Origin of the sequence: Pseudomonas sp. A-1 (genome assembly GCF_004801855.1) — a bacterium.
Lineage (GTDB): Bacteria > Pseudomonadota > Gammaproteobacteria > Pseudomonadales > Pseudomonadaceae > Geopseudomonas.
Window position 1 is genome coordinate 19,271 of the sequence record NZ_SSTC01000009.1, and the last position, 14,481, is coordinate 33,751.

Here is a 14,481-nt window from a genome sequence, read left to right on the forward strand (position 1 = left end):
CTGCAAGGCATTCGCTGCGCGGGCACGGCCCGCTCAGACGAGGTTGAACTTGTCGGCCCAGCGCGCCGCCGGGATCAGCACGCGGCGGATCTTGGTTTCGAACAGGCCGGGGAACTGCACGGCCCTGGGGGTTTCCAGCGGCAGCAGGCAGTTGGCCAGGCGGCCGGCGACCAGCGACTCGGCCAGGTTGACGCCCAGCATCGGGCCGAGGACGTTGCCCCAGGAGCCGAAGTTGTTCAGCGCCAGCACACCGTCGGCGACCTGGTACAACTTCGGGTAGCAGGCGTCGTAGACCGAGGACGAATTGGCGGTCATGCCGGTCCAGTAGGACTCCAGCTCGATGGGCGTATCGCCCAGCTGCGGGTAGGTGCGCCGCAGGTAGCGCAGGAAGTAGGCGAAATGATCCACCGCCCGTTGCGCGCGGCCGGCGGCCGGAATGGTCGCCGTGATCAGGCGGTTGCGCCCGTCGATGACCAAGGGATACAGGCCGGCCGGATACTGCATGAGGGCGACCCGCGCCGGGTTGATGATCTCCAGCGCCGCCTGGGGCAGCGGCCGGGTCGCCAGGCCGCAGGCCACCAGCGGGAACTGGGTGCGCGCCAGCTCCGGGAAGAAGGCATTGCCGACGTGGCCGTTGGTGCACAGCACCACCTGCTGGGTGCGCACGCTGCCGACGGCGGTGCGCACGCGCCAGGACGAGCCGCTGCGCTCGCAGCCCACCACGCTGGAGTTGCCGTACACCCTGGCGCCCAAGCGGGCGGCGGCGGCGATCATGCCGTTGGTGAACAGGAACGGGTTGATCCGTCCGCCTTCGCGCCAGTGGATGCCGTAGCTGTAGGCGTCGGTGCCGAGCAGCTCCTTGAGGCGCACCGCGCCGACCACATCCAGGTCGTAGCCCAGGGCCTTCCACTTCTTCACCTTGGCGTCGAGCGCAGCGTGCCGGCGGCTGGCTGCATCGACCATGCCGGACTGGGCCGCATCGGCTTGCAGGCCATGCTTGCGGCACAGCTCGAAGACCACGTTGCGGTGCTCGATGAAGTAGTCGGTGAAGCGCTTTCCGCCGTCGGCATGGGCATGTAGCGGCTCGAACGAGCCCAGATAGGGCTGCACATGCCCGGCGTTGCGCCCGGAGGCGCCACTGCCCGGCTGGTCGGCCTCCAGCACCACCACGCGAACACCGCATTCGGCCAGACGCAGGGCCAGCGAAGCGCCGGCCAGCCCGGCGCCGACCACCACCACATCCGCCTCGATGTCCCGATCCAGGGCCGGGTAGGCCGGGATTTCCCCTGGCAGCGGCCAGCCGCTGAAGCGAATGGGCACTACCCCTGCTTCATAGGCATCCGCTACCGGAAAGACGGGAACCTGTCCCGCCACTGCATGCCGAAACCCTCGCCAACTCACTGCCGCCTCCTCGAATTCACTGCGCAGCACACGCTGCGGACTGCTCGGGGCGCGACGGGATCGCACCGCCACTGCCTGTCGCAGCGGTTTCGATCCTATTGAGGAGGGGAAGCGGCGCTCCAGTACCAGCTGGTACTGCCGAGGGAAATCGGCCGCTGGGTAGACTCCGGGCCGGACTTCCCGACCCATCACCTGAGAGATCGAGCATGGCGCGTATGCAACAGACGGCAGTGGCGCTGGACGGCGCAGCGCTAGCGGAGGCTGCCGAGGAGCGCCTCGCGCCCCAGGCAGCGGCGGCGGCCCTGCCCGACCAGCGTCAGGGCTGGCGCGTGGTCGTTGGCCTGGCGGTGGTGCTGTGCGTGATCTTCGGCACCACCATCAGCGCCCTTGGCCTGTTCACCCTGCCGATCACCGCGGACCTGCACTGCAGCCACGAACAGGCCGCGCGCATGGCCACCGCTTTCATGCTCAGCATGACCCTGAGCATGCCGCTGGCCGGCTGGCTGCTCGACCGCCTCGCACCGCGCCCGGTGATGACCGCCGGCAGCGTGCTCGCCGCGCTGGGCTACCTGCTCGCCGCCGGCAGCCCCGACATCGACCGCCTCACCCTCGCCCTGGCACTGGCCGGCATCGGCGTCGGCGCCTCGACCTACGTGCCGGCCATGACCCTGGCCTCGCGCTGGATGGCCCCCGCCCGGCAGGGCCTGGCCTTCGGCATCCTGCTCGCCGGGGCGGCCATCGGCGGGGTGATCTTTCCCAACCTGCTCACCCGGCTGATCGGCGAACTCGGCTGGCGCAGCGTCATGCAGCTCGTCGCCGGCCTGATCCTGCTGGTCTGCGTGCCCCTGCTGCTGTGGCTGGCGCGCCTGCCCGGAGCGCCGGCGGCGGCCAGCTCCCACGCGACGGCGGCGCTTCCCGGCCACGCCATCGGCCAGGTGCTGCGCATGCCGCGCTACTGGCTGTGGATCGCCATGCAGCTGCTGCTGACCATGAGCGGCGTGGGCATCTACATCTCGCTGGTTTCCTGCCTGGTAGCGGCCGGCTACTCGGCGCAGGCCGCCTCCGGCTGGTACGCCGGGGTGGGTGCCGCCTCGCTGGCGGGCAATTTCCTGTTCGGCGCGCTGAGCCAGCGCTTGAGCGCCAGGACCATCCTGCTGTGCGGCAACGCCATCGGCGTCGCCGGCCTCCTCTGCCTGCTGCTCGCCCAGCACCCGGCCTGGGGCCTGGCGGCGCTCGCGGTGTTCACCCTGAGCTGGGGCACCACCTTCAACCTGGTCAACCAGCTCGCCCCGCTGCTGCTGGTGGACGCCGTGGGCCAACGCAACTTCGGCAGCCTGCTCGGCATCGGCAACCTGCTCGGCGGGCTCGGCGCGGCGTTCGGCCCGGCAGCCGTCGGCTACCTGGTCGACGCCACCGGCAGCTACGCCCCTGCCCTGCTGCTCTGCGCGGCCCTGGCGGCCGCGGCCAGCGTGCCGATTGCTCTGCAGCAACGGCACCGAGTCGCCTAGTGCGCCGGTCAACGCAGCAGGGCGAAGCTCTTGAACAGGATCCGCACCAGGTCGGTCTGCCCCTTGATGCCCAGCTTGGCGTAGATGTTCTTCGAGTAGTTGCGCGCGGCGGTCACCGCGATGCCCATCTGCCCGGCGGCTTCGCTGATGGTCTGGCCGCAGGCCAGCAGCGCGGCCAGTCGGGCTTCCTGACGGGTCAGATCCAGCAGTTGGGCGATCAGTTCCGCTGCGGAACCGCCCGAGACCTGCTGCATGGCCAGGTTCTCGGTCAGCTCCGAAAGGTAGATGATCACGCTCGGCACATGCCGGCCCTGGAAGTAGGCGAGCAACGGCGCCGGCGTCACCAGCATGCCCAGCAGCACGCCATCCAGGGCCGGCACGCGCACCAGCTCACCACGGTAGGGGCCGCCGTCGTTCTGTGCCCTGGCCGCGATGGCATTGGCGACCGCCTTCTCCAGCGCCCGCTGGACCGCGCGGTCCTGCAACTGCAGGCGGCCGTGGCTGAGCTCGATGCCCTGGTGCTTGTCGATGATGGCCCGGGCGGCCCGGTTCACGCAGAGCAGTTGAGCATCGCCATCGAGCAGCAGGCAGCCGAGGACCAGATGATCCAGGCAGCCTTCGTAGATCGACTTTTCCGCCTCCTGGCGCTTGAGCCGGGCGTAGAGGCCGAGGGCGCGGGTCAGGTGGGGCAACAGCGCCCGGATCAGCTCCAGGTCGCCGGCTGCAAACGGCCGCTGCGGATCGGACCGCCCGCGGATCACGTCGATCCAGCAGCGCATGCCGCCGGGCTCGGCAAAGCAGGTCCGCAGGCAGCTGGCGAGATTGATGAATTCCATGTGCGCGGCGCACTCGGCCTCCACGTCCTCGGGGCCGAAGACGACCACACCGCCTGGATCAAGCGACTTCGGGTTGACCAGCTCGATGTGCGCGAAGCGCTCGCGGTAGAGCCGCTCCGCCAGCAGCCAGTCGGTGTCGTCGCCCGCCTCGACCGCCATCACCTGGATATCGGTCGGCCGATCCTCGGCGTGCAGCAGGGTGACCGTGACGTTGATGGCCGCCAGCACCTGGCGCAGGCGCTCGGCCAGGGCGGCCCAGGGCCGGGCCTCGTTCAGTCCTTCGTAGACCAGCCCAATCAGTTCGGGCAACACGGCGCCGCCTGCCGGTGACGGCGCGGGCGGGCGTTTCAGGACAGCGGCAGCCTGCATGGAATCACCTCCTGGCGGGCATCGCCCTCGCCGGGAGGGGAAGGACGTGGCCTCGGCGCACGGTCGACCGGATGGACGGCCCTGGCTGCGGATTCAATCGCAGCGTCGGGGGAGCGCCATCGTCCGCTGGGACTAAGCCGGCCTGGCAGGATGAAGACTGGTTTGCAGGGGAGTCCTGCGGGCCCCGGGACACCGCAGGAGCTTGCCGTCAGCACCGAGCGGGCGAGGGATAGCCGGCCAGGAACGCCGCCACGAAGTTCTCCAGCGCCTCGTCCGGCAACCGGTTGATGCCGGCGGCACGCTGGCGGCCGCCGCCGCTGGGGTAACGCCGGCAGAAGTCGTCCGCCGCCAGCGTCGCGTCGGCGGGCACCCGCAGGCTGAACTGCCAGTCGCCGTCGCTGCGTACCGACAGCAGGCCGAGCGCCCGTTGCGGATCGGCGGCGGCCAACTGGTTGGCCAGCACCCCGCTGACCCGCCGCGCCCAGGGCGCGTCAGGCAGGCGGTAGATCCGGGCCCCCGGCCCCTCACGCCAGGGGCGCAGTGCGGCGGCCTCGGCCATGTCGGCCGCATGGCCCTCGCGCATGCGCTGGAAGCTTGGGCTGTCACGCACGAAGTCGAGCGGATCCTGGTACGGCAACAGCTCCGCCGCCAGTTCCAGCGGGTCGAAATGCAGGTCGTCCAGCCGCTCGCCGTAGGCGTTGTAGTTGAGCAGCAGGCCCAGCTCGGCGAGCAACTCGGTGTCGCCCTCCCCCAGCCCGTGGCGCAGGGCCAGCGCCCGCGCCGGTCCCGGCATGCCGTCGCCGAAGGCCGCCGCCACCGCCCAGCGGTGGAAGCGGCCGTCGAGGAAACGATCCACCAGCAGGCTGGTGCAGACCTCCGCGGCGGTGTCGATGAACGACGCGAACGCCGGGTGCTCCGGCAGCTCGCCGGCGAAGTGGTGGTCGAAGTAGCGCACCCGGGCACCGCCCGCGAGCAGCCGCGCGACGTCCGCGCGGTTGCTGTCGTGGGCGATGTCCAGCACGGTGACCCGCTCGCCCGGCCCGGCCTGCACCCGCTGCAGCAGGGCGATGTCGCGCTTCACCCCGCTGACCAGGCGCACTGCCGGGTCCAGTTCCCCGGCCAGGCGCAGCTGCTGCAGGGCACAAAGGCCGTCGGCGTCGCCATTGAAGGCGCAATGATCCAGCATGTTCGCCTCCTCAACGCATCCGCTCGCCGCCGTTGGCGTCGAGCTGGGCGCCGTAGCGGGCGCGATAGGCGCCGTAGTCCTGCTCTAGGCGCTCCTCGTCCAGGCCGAAGGCCGCCGCGTCGTACTGGTGGGCCGCGCGCTTGTCGCGGGCGTTGCCGGCCAGCCAGGCCTCCATCGCCGCACGGGTAGCCGGCGCCAGCTCCAGGCCGGCGAAGCGGTAGATGCGCTCCACCACCGCCAGGGGGGCGTTCACGGTGTCCTCGAACTGCACGTCGAGGAAGGCCGCGGCGGGCATCCGTTCGCGGACCGCCATGCTGTGGCGCAGGGCGCGGGCCATGCGGCTGTTCCACTGCTCGCCGACCTGGGCCGGATCGGCCTGGTCGCTGTACATCTGCCAGAGGGTATGGACGAAGCTGGCCAGCGACGGAATGGTCTTGCCCGGGTCGCGGTGGGTGAGAATCACCTGCGCGCGGGGGAACACCTGCAGCAGCAGCTCCAGGGTGTGCAGGTGCTGCGGGCTCTTCAGCAGCCAGCGGCGGCCCGGCACGATCCCGCGGCGGGCCTGCTGCCACTGCAGGAACTGCAGCATCTTCTTCAGGTAGACGTAGACCTGGCTCTGGTCCTGCTGGTCGAGCCAGGCGGTGTAGTCCGGCACGTTGACGTAGGAGTCCATGGCGCAGAGGAACGAGTGCTCCATGAGCATGAACTCCTCGTCCGGCTGCTCGGCGTCCAGCGGATGGATGGCGAGGATCTGCGGCACGAATTCGATCATCGCCGCCACCTCGCCCCGCGCCCGGCCGATGCGCTGCTCCGGCTGCTCCAGGCTTTCCCCGGGCAGCGGCGCCGGGTAGCGGGTCTCCCACCACTGCGCCTTGCTGAACTGCGGGTCCACCGCCAGCAGGCGCTGCAGCAGGGTGGTGCCGGTGCGCGGCAGGCCGACGATCACCAGCGGGTCGTCGACGGGCTGCGCGAGGATCTCCGGGTAGCGCTTGCAGTAGTCCTCGATCACCAGGCGGTTGGCCAGCTGCGACACCAGCTTCTCGCGCAGCAGGGCCGCGCCCTGGGACGACAGGCGGGCCTGGCTGTGCAGCGCCGGCTCCAGCACGCGCAGGGCCTGGCGGAAATCGCCGGGGCCGAAGTCGTCCAGCCCGCCGGCGCGGGCGCTGGCCTCGGCCAGCAGGCTGTCCGGGGCGAAGGAAACGGAATGGCTCATTGCAGCTCCTTGAGGTGGTCGAGCTTGACAACGCGGGTAGTGGGATGGACCGGCTGCACGGCGCCGACCCAGCGCAGGCAGTAGGTGCCGTTGGCATGGCCGGCGGTTTCCAGCCAGTTCGGCAGGCCGGGATCGCGGTGACTGAGCACCAGGCGCACGCCGCCTCGCCCGTCGAGTTGTGCCGAATGCTTGTTCAGGCAGATGCGGTGGTAGCGGTAGTCCAGCGACTCCATCCAGTAGTTGTTGATCTGCAGGTTCCAGAAGTCGCAGTCGGGCACCTGAGCCACTTCGATCAGCAGCGCCTCGTCCTCCGCCAGGTTCCAGTAGCCGTGGTAATAGAAGATGTTCGGATCGCCGCCCACGGCCTGGCACAGCGCCTGGTCGGCCGGCGGCAACTGGTTCGGATGCGCCTGGTAGCCCTCGGACCAGTCGGCGAACAGCCGCGCGGTGTTCTCGACGAAGCTGGCAGCCCGCCCCAGGCTCTGCTGCAAACGCTCGGCGCTCAGCGGCTCCGGCTGCTGCTGGCTGTCCAGCCGCTCGATGCGCAGCTGGGCGGGCTGCTCGGCGCCGCGGTCGAGGAAGGTCTGGCGCACGATCAGCGCGTTGCTCGCCGGTTCCAGCCGCAGCCAGTTGCCGCTGGCCGGCGGCTCCTGGCTCAAGATCAGCTCGAAGCTGCCGTCGGCCTCCAGCTGCAGCTGGCTGGCGTCGATGAAGCCGGTCTGGATCATCGTGCCGTCGCTCTCGTAGCCACCCTTCTGGGTGCCGAAGCTCAGGTAGGCCACGCTGCCGCGCCGGCCGCTGACCCGGTACTGCCGCTCGCCGTTGAGGCGCGCGTACTGGTACAGGTTGTCCGGGTTGTCGGCGCCGATCTTGGCCGTCTCGTGGGACGGCGAGAAGAAGCCGGGGAAGTCCGGGTCGGCGAACTCCAGGTGCATTTCCAGGGCAATGCGCAGCAGGCGGGTGAGGTAGCGGTAGCCCTCGGCGCGGTTATGCGGGTCGCTGGGCGCCTCGGCCCGCAGTATCTGCTCGCCGGCCCGCTTGAGCTGGTCGCAGAAATCGCTCCAGACCTGTCCGCTGCACACCTGCCGTTCGATCTCGTCTATCGCCATGTCGGTCTCCTCTGGTCCGGCGCAGGGCGCGCCGCTGTCGTCACCTTAGGGAGGCCACCGGCAGCGATTCTTCGTCTGGGCGGACTAAAAAGCGCCGGGCCGGGGCGCAGCCGCAAGCCCTGCTGTCGAGGGCAGGAAAAGTTCGTCTGACCAGACGAAGAAGCGCCAGCGGCAGCTTCCCTACCGTGGAAAAAAGCCGGCCCGCAGCCCGCGGTGCCGGACCCTCCCACGGAGACGAGCGATGCTGACTCACCTGCAACGCCTGGAAGCCGAAAGCGTCCAGATCATCCGCGAAGTGGTCGCCGAGTGTGAAAACCCGGTGATGCTCTACTCCATCGGCAAGGACAGCGCAGTGATGCTGCACCTGGCGATGAAGGCCTTCGCCCCGGGCAAACCACCCTTCCCCCTGCTCCACGTCGACACCACCTGGAAGTTCCGCGAGATGATCGCCTTCCGCGACCGGACCGCCGAGCGCCTGGGCCTGGAGCTGCTGGTGCACGTCAACCCCGAAGGCGTCGAGCGCGGGATCAACCCCTTCGAGCACGGCTCGGCCCTGCACACCGACGTCTGGAAGACCCAGGGCCTCAAGCAGGCGCTGGACCACTACGGCTTCGACGCCGCGTTCGGCGGCGCCCGCCGCGACGAGGAAAAGTCGCGCGCCAAGGAGCGGGTGTTCTCGATCCGTTCCGCGCAGCACCGCTGGGACCCCAAGCAGCAGCGCCCGGAACTCTGGCACCTGTACAACACGCGCAAGCGCAAGGGCGAAAGCCTGCGGGTGTTCCCGCTGTCCAACTGGACCGAGCTGGACATCTGGCAATACATCTACCTTGAGCAGATTCCCATCGTCCCCCTGTACCTGGCCCAAGAGCGCCCGGTGGTACGCCGCGACGGCACGCTGATCATGGTCGACGACGAGCGCCTGCCGCTGCTGCCCGGCGAGACGCCCGAGCTGCGCAAGGTGCGCTTCCGCACCCTGGGCTGCTACCCGCTGACCGGGGCCATCGACAGCGAGGCCGACAGCCTCGAAGCCATCATCCAGGAGATGCTGGTGAGCCGCACCTCGGAACGCCAGGGCCGCCTGATCGACAGCGATTCGACCGGTTCCATGGAGAAGAAGAAGCAAGAGGGGTACTTCTGATGAGCGCGATTACCAACCTGGACCAGTACCTGCAGCAGCAACAGCACAAGGACCTGCTGCGCTTCATCACCTGCGGCAGCGTCGACGACGGCAAGAGCACGCTGATCGGCCGCCTGCTGTACGAAACCAAGGTGCTGTTCGAGGACCAGCTCGGCCAGCTCGAAGTGGACTCGAAGAAGCTCGGCACCCAGGGCGGCGAACTGGACTTCGCCCTGCTGGTGGACGGCCTGGCCGCCGAGCGCGAACAGGGCATCACCATCGACGTGGCCTACCGCTTCTTCGCCACCGACAAGCGCAAGTTCATCGTCGCCGACACCCCCGGCCACGAGCAGTACACCCGCAACATGGTCACCGGCGCCTCCACCGCCGACCTCGCGGTGATCCTCGTCGACGCCCGCCAGGGCCTGCTGGCGCAGACCCGCAGGCACAGCTTCCTGGTGTCCCTGCTGGGCATCCGCCAGGTCGTGGTGGCGGTGAACAAGATGGACCTGATGGACTATTCGGAGGCGGTGTTCCGCGACATCGAGGCCGAGTACCGCGCCTTCGCCGCGAAACTCGGGCTGACCGACATCCAGTGCATCCCACTCTCCGCGCTCAGGGGCGACAACCTGCTGGAGCGCAGCGCCAACATGCCCTGGTACCAGGGCCCCAGCCTGCTGCAGCACCTGGAAAGCGCCCCGCTGGACGACAGCCGCGCCAGCCGCGCCCCCTTCCGCCTGCCGGTGCAATGGGTGAACCGGCCCAACCTCGACTTCCGCGGCTTTGCCGGCAACGTCGCCGCCGGCAGCCTGCGCGTCGGCGAATCCATCCGCGTGCTGCCTTCGGGCAAGCAGAGCCGCGTCGCCGGCATCCTCGGCATGGCCGGCGAGCAGCAGGAGGCGCTCTGCGGCCAGGCGGTGACCCTGAGCCTGGAGGACGAGATCGACATCAGCCGCGGCGATCTGATCACCCTGGCCGACGCGCCGGCGGCGGTGGCCGACCAGTTCGAGGCCACCCTGGTGTGGATGGGCGAGGAACCGCTGCTGCCCGGGCGCCCCTACCTGATGAAGATCGGCTGCCGCACCCTGGGCATGAGCTGCGCCACCCTCAAGCACAAGGTCAACGTCAACAGCCTGGAGCACCTGGCGGCCAAGACCCTGGAGCTGAACGAGATCGGCGTCGGCAACCTCAGCCTCGATCTGCCGATCCCCTTCGACGCCTACGCGGACAACCGCGATACCGGCGGCTTCATCGTCATCGACCGGCTGAGCAACCAGACCGTCGGCGCCGGCATGCTGCACTTCGCCCTGCGCCGGGCGCAGAACGTGCACTGGCAGGCCATCGACGTCGACGGCGCCGCCCGCGCCGCGCTGAAGGGCCAGACACCGCGCATGCTGTGGTTCACCGGCCTGTCCGGGGCCGGCAAGTCGACCATCGCCAACCTGGTCGAACGCAAGCTGCACGCCCTCGGCCGGCACACCTACCTGCTCGACGGCGACAACGTGCGCCACGGCCTGAACCGCGACCTGGGCTTCAGCGAAGTCGACCGGGTGGAGAACATCCGCCGGGTGGCCGAGGTGGGACGGCTGATGCTGGACGCCGGGCTGATCACCCTGGTCTCGTTTATCTCGCCGTTCCGCGCCGAGCGCGAACTGGCGCGCAGCCTGGCGGGCGACGGCGCCTTCCTGGAGATCTTCGTCGACACCCCGCTGGCACTGGCCGAGCAGCGCGATCCCAAGGGCCTGTACCAGAAGGCCCGGCGCGGCGAGCTGAAGAACTTCACCGGCATCGACTCGCCCTACGAGCCGCCGCTGGCGCCCGACCTGCGCATCGACACCAGCGGCGAATCGGCCGAGGCCGCCGCCGAGCGCATCGTCGCGTACCTGCTGGCGCAGTGAGGCGCCCTTCGCCCGGGGCCGCCAGCCGGTCCCGGGCGGCTGCAGATCACTTCCAAACCTATCAACTGAGTGCCCAACAGGAGCGAGTCATGGCCAAGGCCGAAAACATCGTTACCTCGATCACCGTGGAAATCGACGCCCCCGCCCGCGTGGTCTGGGAAGTGCTCACCGATCTGGACAACTACCACGAGTGGAACAGCTTCTGCCCGAGCATTCAGTGCGGCCTGCAGATCGGCGATCCGGTGCTGATGCAGGTACGCGCCCCCGGTAGCGACGAGACCTTCCCGGTCCACGAATACCTGGTGGCTTGCGACCCCGAGCAGCTGTTGTCCTGGGAGCAGCGCCCCGTCCCGGAAAACATGGACGCCGCGCGCCGCGATCAGTACATCACCGCCATCGACGCCAATCGCTGCAGCTATTTCACCACGGATATTTTCCTGGGTCTGAACCAGGACACCATCATGCGCGAGCACGGTGCCTGGGTGAAAAAAGGCTTCGACCAGATGGCTCTGGATCTGAAACGGCGCGCCGAAGCACTGCACGCCAGCCGTGCCTGAGCGGCCCATTCCTCACCACGACAATAAGAAAGAAGGTAATTGCCATGTTGCTCAAAGATAAAGTTGTCATCATTTCCGGTATCGGTCCCGGCCTGGGCATCAAGCTGGCCGTGCGCGCCGCCGAATACCAGGCCAAGGCCGTGGTGCTGGCCGCCCGCACCCCGGCCAAGCTGGATCAGGCCGAACAGGCCATCCGCGACGCGGGCTACGACACCCCGGTCCTCAAGGTCCCCACCGACATTGCCGATGTCGAACAGTGCCAGAAGCTCGCCGACCTGACGGTCGAACACTTCGGCCGGATCGACGCGCTGATCAATTCCGCCTACGCCCATGGCGCCTGGGGCAGTTCCTCCGCGTCGTCCATGGACGACTGGCGCCAGGCCATGGACGTCAACCTGTTCGGCACCATGCAGATGACCCAGGCCGTGCTGCCGCAGATGAAGCGGCAGCGCGCGGGCAGCATCGTCATGATCAACACCATGGCCACCCGCATCCCCAACCAGCTGGAATCCGGCTATGCCGTCTCCAAGGGCGCGTTGAAAACCGCCGTGCAGTACCTGGCGCAGGATCTCGGCCCGTTCGGCATCCGGGTCAACTCCACCTTCATGGGCTGGATGTGGGGCGCACCGGTGATCGGCTACTTCGAGAGCGAAGCCAAGCGCCTGGGCGTCACCATGGAGTCGCTGGTCGACCAGATCGCCCAGCAGATTCCGCTGCGCAAGATTCCCGAAGACGGCGACTGCGCCATGGCTGCCCTGTACCTGGCCAGCGACTACGCCAAGGTGATTACCGGCGCGCAACTGGACGTCAACGGCGGCCACTTTCTGCCGTGCTGACTAGCCGGGGCGACAGGGAAGTCGCTTCTAAGCCGATCAACTGATCGGCGCCTCCTGCTGGCGCGCCCGCGCCCGCCCCACGGTAGGGTGCGCCATGCGCACCGGGAATCCCGCGCGGAGGTTCCGGTGTGCACGGCGCACCCTACTGCATCACGGGATAGCCGCCACTAGGCCGAACGGACGATTTGCCGGCCCCGCGGCGCGCAAATACTGACCCCATCCAGCCCGACAACCACAACTAGAGAGGCGCGGATGCACAACTTCGAACACGCCCATGCACTGGCGGGCATCAGCGCTCGCGAACTCAGCGACCTGCTGGCCCTGACCTACCGCGGCCCGCTCGAACCCACGCCCTGGTCCGGCCTGCTGGAAGCGCTGCGCCTGCGCTTTCGCGCCAGCTTCATGACCCTGGTGCTGCGCAACCCCGCCCACGACCGCCCCGGCCTGATCGTCAACGCCTCGATCCATGGCCCGCACCTGCCGGGCGAGCCGTCCTACAGCGAGCACTACTATGCGATCTGCCCCTTCCTCGACTGGCCGGCCGGCCAGGTGGCCAGCGCCGACCAGGTGCTGGGCCAGGAGGCCTGGCTGGCCGACGACTTCTACCGGAGCTACCTGCAGCCGCTCGACCTGCGTTACGTGCTGGTGGCCAACCTGCGCACCGACGCCGGCATGCACTGCGCGCTGTTCGCCTGCCGCGGTCATGCGGCGGCGGACTTCGACGCCGCGGAACGGGCGCTGATCGAGCTGCTCCGGCCGCACCTGCAGCAGGCGGTGGACCTGCATTCGACGGTCGACGAACTGGACTCGGAGCGCCTGCTCTACGCCGCCACCATCGACCGCCTACTGGTGGGGACGGCGATCCTCGACGAAACCGGCAAGGTGATGCGCAGCAACCAGGCGGCCCAGCGCCTGTTCGCCGCGCACGATGGCCTCGAGTGTCGCCAGGACCGGCTGCGCGCCTATTCCGTCCAGGACAACCGCGATCTGCAGAAGGCCGTGCAGACGGTGCTCCTGCAGCGCCAGCAGGGCCGCGACGAGTCGCTGGAGGTGCTCACCCTGTCCCGCCCGACCGGCGAAGTGCCGCTGAACCTGCTGCTGCGCCCCATCGCCCTCAACTACGAAGGCCAGGGCAAGGCCCGGCGGCCGGCCGTGGCGGTGTTCATCCGCGACCCGAACGACTCGCCGCAGGCCTCGCGGCACCTGCTGCGCAGCCTGTTCCAGCTGACCCGCACGGAAACCGAGGTGGCCATGCTGATGATGGACGGCCTGACCCTGGACGAAAGCGCCGAACGCCTGTGCCTCTCGCGCAACACCGTGCGCGCCCACCTGCGCGGCGTCTTCGCCAAGACCGGCGCCACCCGCCAGGCCCAACTGGTCAAGACCCTGCTCAACAGCGTCGCCGCGCTGGCCTGATACCCCATCCTGCGCCCCTCCTCCCCCATGCCATCCCGCGGACGATGGCGTGGGCGGCTGCGCCGGTGTTACTGCGGAGCGAAGAAGCAAAAAAACCCGGCCTGAGCCGGGTAAAAGGTGACAGTGGGATAGACCTGTCAGCACGCACTGGTTTGCTGTCGGGGGGAGCACAGCCTCCCCCCTGTGCCCCGAATCAGGCGGAGCCACCGATCAGTTGGGCGTTGTCGACACGGATCTCCGCGCCGTTGATGAAGCGCGACTCGTCCGAGGCGAGGAACAGCACCACGTTGGCGATGTCCGCCGGGGCGCACATGCGGTTCTTCGGATCCTTCTCCAGCTCTTCCTGGGCAACCGGCTGACCGCCGTGCAGGGCGCTGGTCATCGGCGTGTTGACGCCGTCCGGATGCACGCTGTTGCAGCGGATGCGGTAGCCCTGCTGCTTGCAGTGCATGGCGATCGAGCGGGTCATCGCCGCCACCGCGCCCTTGGACGCCGAATAGGCACAGAACGCCGGCATGCCGCCGAGCGCCGCCATCGACGACATGTTGACGATCGAGCCGCCGCCGGTTTCCTTCATCGCCAGCACCGCGTACTTGCAGCCGAGGAAGTAGCCGGCGTTGTTGATGCCTTGCACCTTCTGGAACAGCTCCAGCGAGGTGTCCTCGATGGTGCCGACGGCGAGGATGCCGGCGTTGTTGACCAGCACGTCGAGGCGGCCGAAGGTTTCCAGGGTAGTGTCGATCACCCGCTGCCAGTCGGCTTCGCTGGCGATGTCGTGGCGCACGAACAGGGCGTCGCCGCCGATCTCGGCGGCCGCACGCTGGCCGGCTTCCTCGTTGAGGTCGGTGAGCACCACCCTGGCCCCTTCGCGGGCCAGCAGCCTGGCATCCTCCAGACCGATGCCACTGGCGGCGCCAGTCACGATGCACACCTTGCCTTCGACTCGTTTCATTGTTGTTCTCCCGTTGCTGGATCAGCGCGGATCGAGCCCGCAATCGACTGGATTCGATTGTTGCAACGGGTGGGAGGGGCTAC

12 protein-coding genes are annotated in these 14,481 nt (G+C 68.8%); 6 read left to right on the forward strand and 6 right to left on the reverse strand.

Features of this window, described 5'->3' with window-relative positions; all coding sequences use genetic code 11:
* Positions 1–33 precede the first annotated feature (33 nt).
* On the reverse strand, positions 34–1,320 hold the full coding sequence (locus E5198_RS02960; RefSeq protein WP_218569033.1) for an FAD-binding oxidoreductase: 1,287 nt from the start codon (positions 1,318–1,320) through the stop codon (positions 34–36).
* A 287-nt stretch (positions 1,321–1,607) separates the two neighbouring features.
* Here E5198_RS02960 and E5198_RS02965 point away from each other — a divergent pair, with 287 nt between their 5' ends.
* Complete coding sequence (locus E5198_RS02965; RefSeq protein WP_218569034.1) at positions 1,608–2,909, forward strand: MFS transporter; 1,302 nt, start codon at positions 1,608–1,610, stop codon at positions 2,907–2,909.
* 8 nt (positions 2,910–2,917) lie between these two features.
* Here the strand turns inward: E5198_RS02965 and E5198_RS02970 are convergent, their stop codons facing one another.
* From E5198_RS02970 to E5198_RS02985, 4 genes are all read right to left on the reverse strand, one after another.
* Positions 2,918–4,054 (reverse strand): helix-turn-helix transcriptional regulator, encoded by a 1,137-nt coding sequence (locus E5198_RS02970; RefSeq protein WP_136488530.1) that lies wholly within the window; start codon positions 4,052–4,054, stop codon positions 2,918–2,920.
* A gap of 268 nt (positions 4,055–4,322) precedes the next feature.
* On the reverse strand, positions 4,323–5,300 hold the full coding sequence (locus E5198_RS02975; protein WP_136488531.1) for an acetyltransferase: 978 nt from the start codon (positions 5,298–5,300) through the stop codon (positions 4,323–4,325).
* 10 nt (positions 5,301–5,310) lie between these two features.
* Entirely contained in the window at positions 5,311–6,513 is a 1,203-nt protein-coding gene (locus E5198_RS02980; protein WP_136488532.1) for a sulfotransferase, read from the reverse strand.
* Positions 6,510–7,622: a DUF1214 domain-containing protein gene (locus E5198_RS02985; RefSeq protein ID WP_136488533.1), complete on the reverse strand. Its 1,113-nt coding sequence runs from the start codon at positions 7,620–7,622 to the stop codon at positions 6,510–6,512. Before E5198_RS02985 ends, E5198_RS02980 begins: the two co-directional genes overlap by 4 nt.
* 241 nt (positions 7,623–7,863) lie before the next feature.
* Here E5198_RS02985 and cysD point away from each other — a divergent pair, with 241 nt between their 5' ends.
* The 5 genes from cysD to E5198_RS03010 all read left to right on the forward strand — a co-directional run bounded on the left by cysD (position 7,864) and on the right by E5198_RS03010 (position 13,446).
* Positions 7,864–8,760, forward strand: a complete 897-nt coding sequence (cysD, locus tag E5198_RS02990) for a sulfate adenylyltransferase subunit CysD (RefSeq protein ID WP_136488534.1) — start codon at positions 7,864–7,866, stop codon at positions 8,758–8,760.
* Positions 8,760–10,637 (forward strand): sulfate adenylyltransferase subunit CysN, encoded by a 1,878-nt coding sequence (gene cysN / locus E5198_RS02995; RefSeq protein WP_136488535.1) that lies wholly within the window; start codon positions 8,760–8,762, stop codon positions 10,635–10,637. Before cysD ends, cysN begins: the two co-directional genes overlap by 1 nt.
* A gap of 89 nt (positions 10,638–10,726) precedes the next feature.
* Positions 10,727–11,194: an SRPBCC domain-containing protein gene (locus E5198_RS03000; RefSeq protein WP_136488536.1), complete on the forward strand. Its 468-nt coding sequence runs from the start codon at positions 10,727–10,729 to the stop codon at positions 11,192–11,194.
* Between the two features lie 44 nt (positions 11,195–11,238).
* Entirely contained in the window at positions 11,239–12,030 is a 792-nt protein-coding gene (locus tag E5198_RS03005; protein ID WP_136488537.1) for an SDR family oxidoreductase, read from the forward strand.
* 252 nt (positions 12,031–12,282) lie between these two features.
* Positions 12,283–13,446, forward strand: coding sequence for a helix-turn-helix transcriptional regulator (locus tag E5198_RS03010; protein WP_136488538.1), 1,164 nt, complete (start codon positions 12,283–12,285; stop codon positions 13,444–13,446).
* 193 nt (positions 13,447–13,639) lie between these two features.
* Here the strand turns inward: E5198_RS03010 and E5198_RS03015 are convergent, their stop codons facing one another.
* Positions 13,640–14,398: a glucose 1-dehydrogenase gene (locus E5198_RS03015; RefSeq protein ID WP_136488539.1), complete on the reverse strand. Its 759-nt coding sequence runs from the start codon at positions 14,396–14,398 to the stop codon at positions 13,640–13,642.
* Between the last annotated feature and the right edge of the window lie 83 nt (positions 14,399–14,481).

Bases quoted from the DNA above. Each gene is read 5' to 3' on its own strand.
- E5198_RS02980 (WP_136488532.1), bottom strand. From the start codon at position 6,513: ATGAGCCATTCCGTTTCCTTCGCCCCGGACAGCCTGCTGGCCGAGGCC.
- E5198_RS02965 (WP_218569034.1), top strand. From the start codon at position 1,608: ATGGCGCGTATGCAACAGACGGCAGTGGCGCTGGACGGCGCAGCGCTA.
- E5198_RS03015 (WP_136488539.1), bottom strand. From the start codon at position 14,398: ATGAAACGAGTCGAAGGCAAGGTGTGCATCGTGACTGGCGCCGCCAGT.
- cysN (WP_136488535.1), top strand. From the start codon at position 8,760: ATGAGCGCGATTACCAACCTGGACCAGTACCTGCAGCAGCAACAGCAC.
- E5198_RS03005 (WP_136488537.1), top strand. From the start codon at position 11,239: ATGTTGCTCAAAGATAAAGTTGTCATCATTTCCGGTATCGGTCCCGGC.
- E5198_RS02985 (WP_136488533.1), bottom strand. From the start codon at position 7,622: ATGGCGATAGACGAGATCGAACGGCAGGTGTGCAGCGGACAGGTCTGG.
- E5198_RS03000 (WP_136488536.1), top strand. From the start codon at position 10,727: ATGGCCAAGGCCGAAAACATCGTTACCTCGATCACCGTGGAAATCGAC.
- cysD (WP_136488534.1), top strand. From the start codon at position 7,864: ATGCTGACTCACCTGCAACGCCTGGAAGCCGAAAGCGTCCAGATCATC.
- E5198_RS02975 (WP_136488531.1), bottom strand. From the start codon at position 5,300: ATGCTGGATCATTGCGCCTTCAATGGCGACGCCGACGGCCTTTGTGCC.
- E5198_RS03010 (WP_136488538.1), top strand. From the start codon at position 12,283: ATGCACAACTTCGAACACGCCCATGCACTGGCGGGCATCAGCGCTCGC.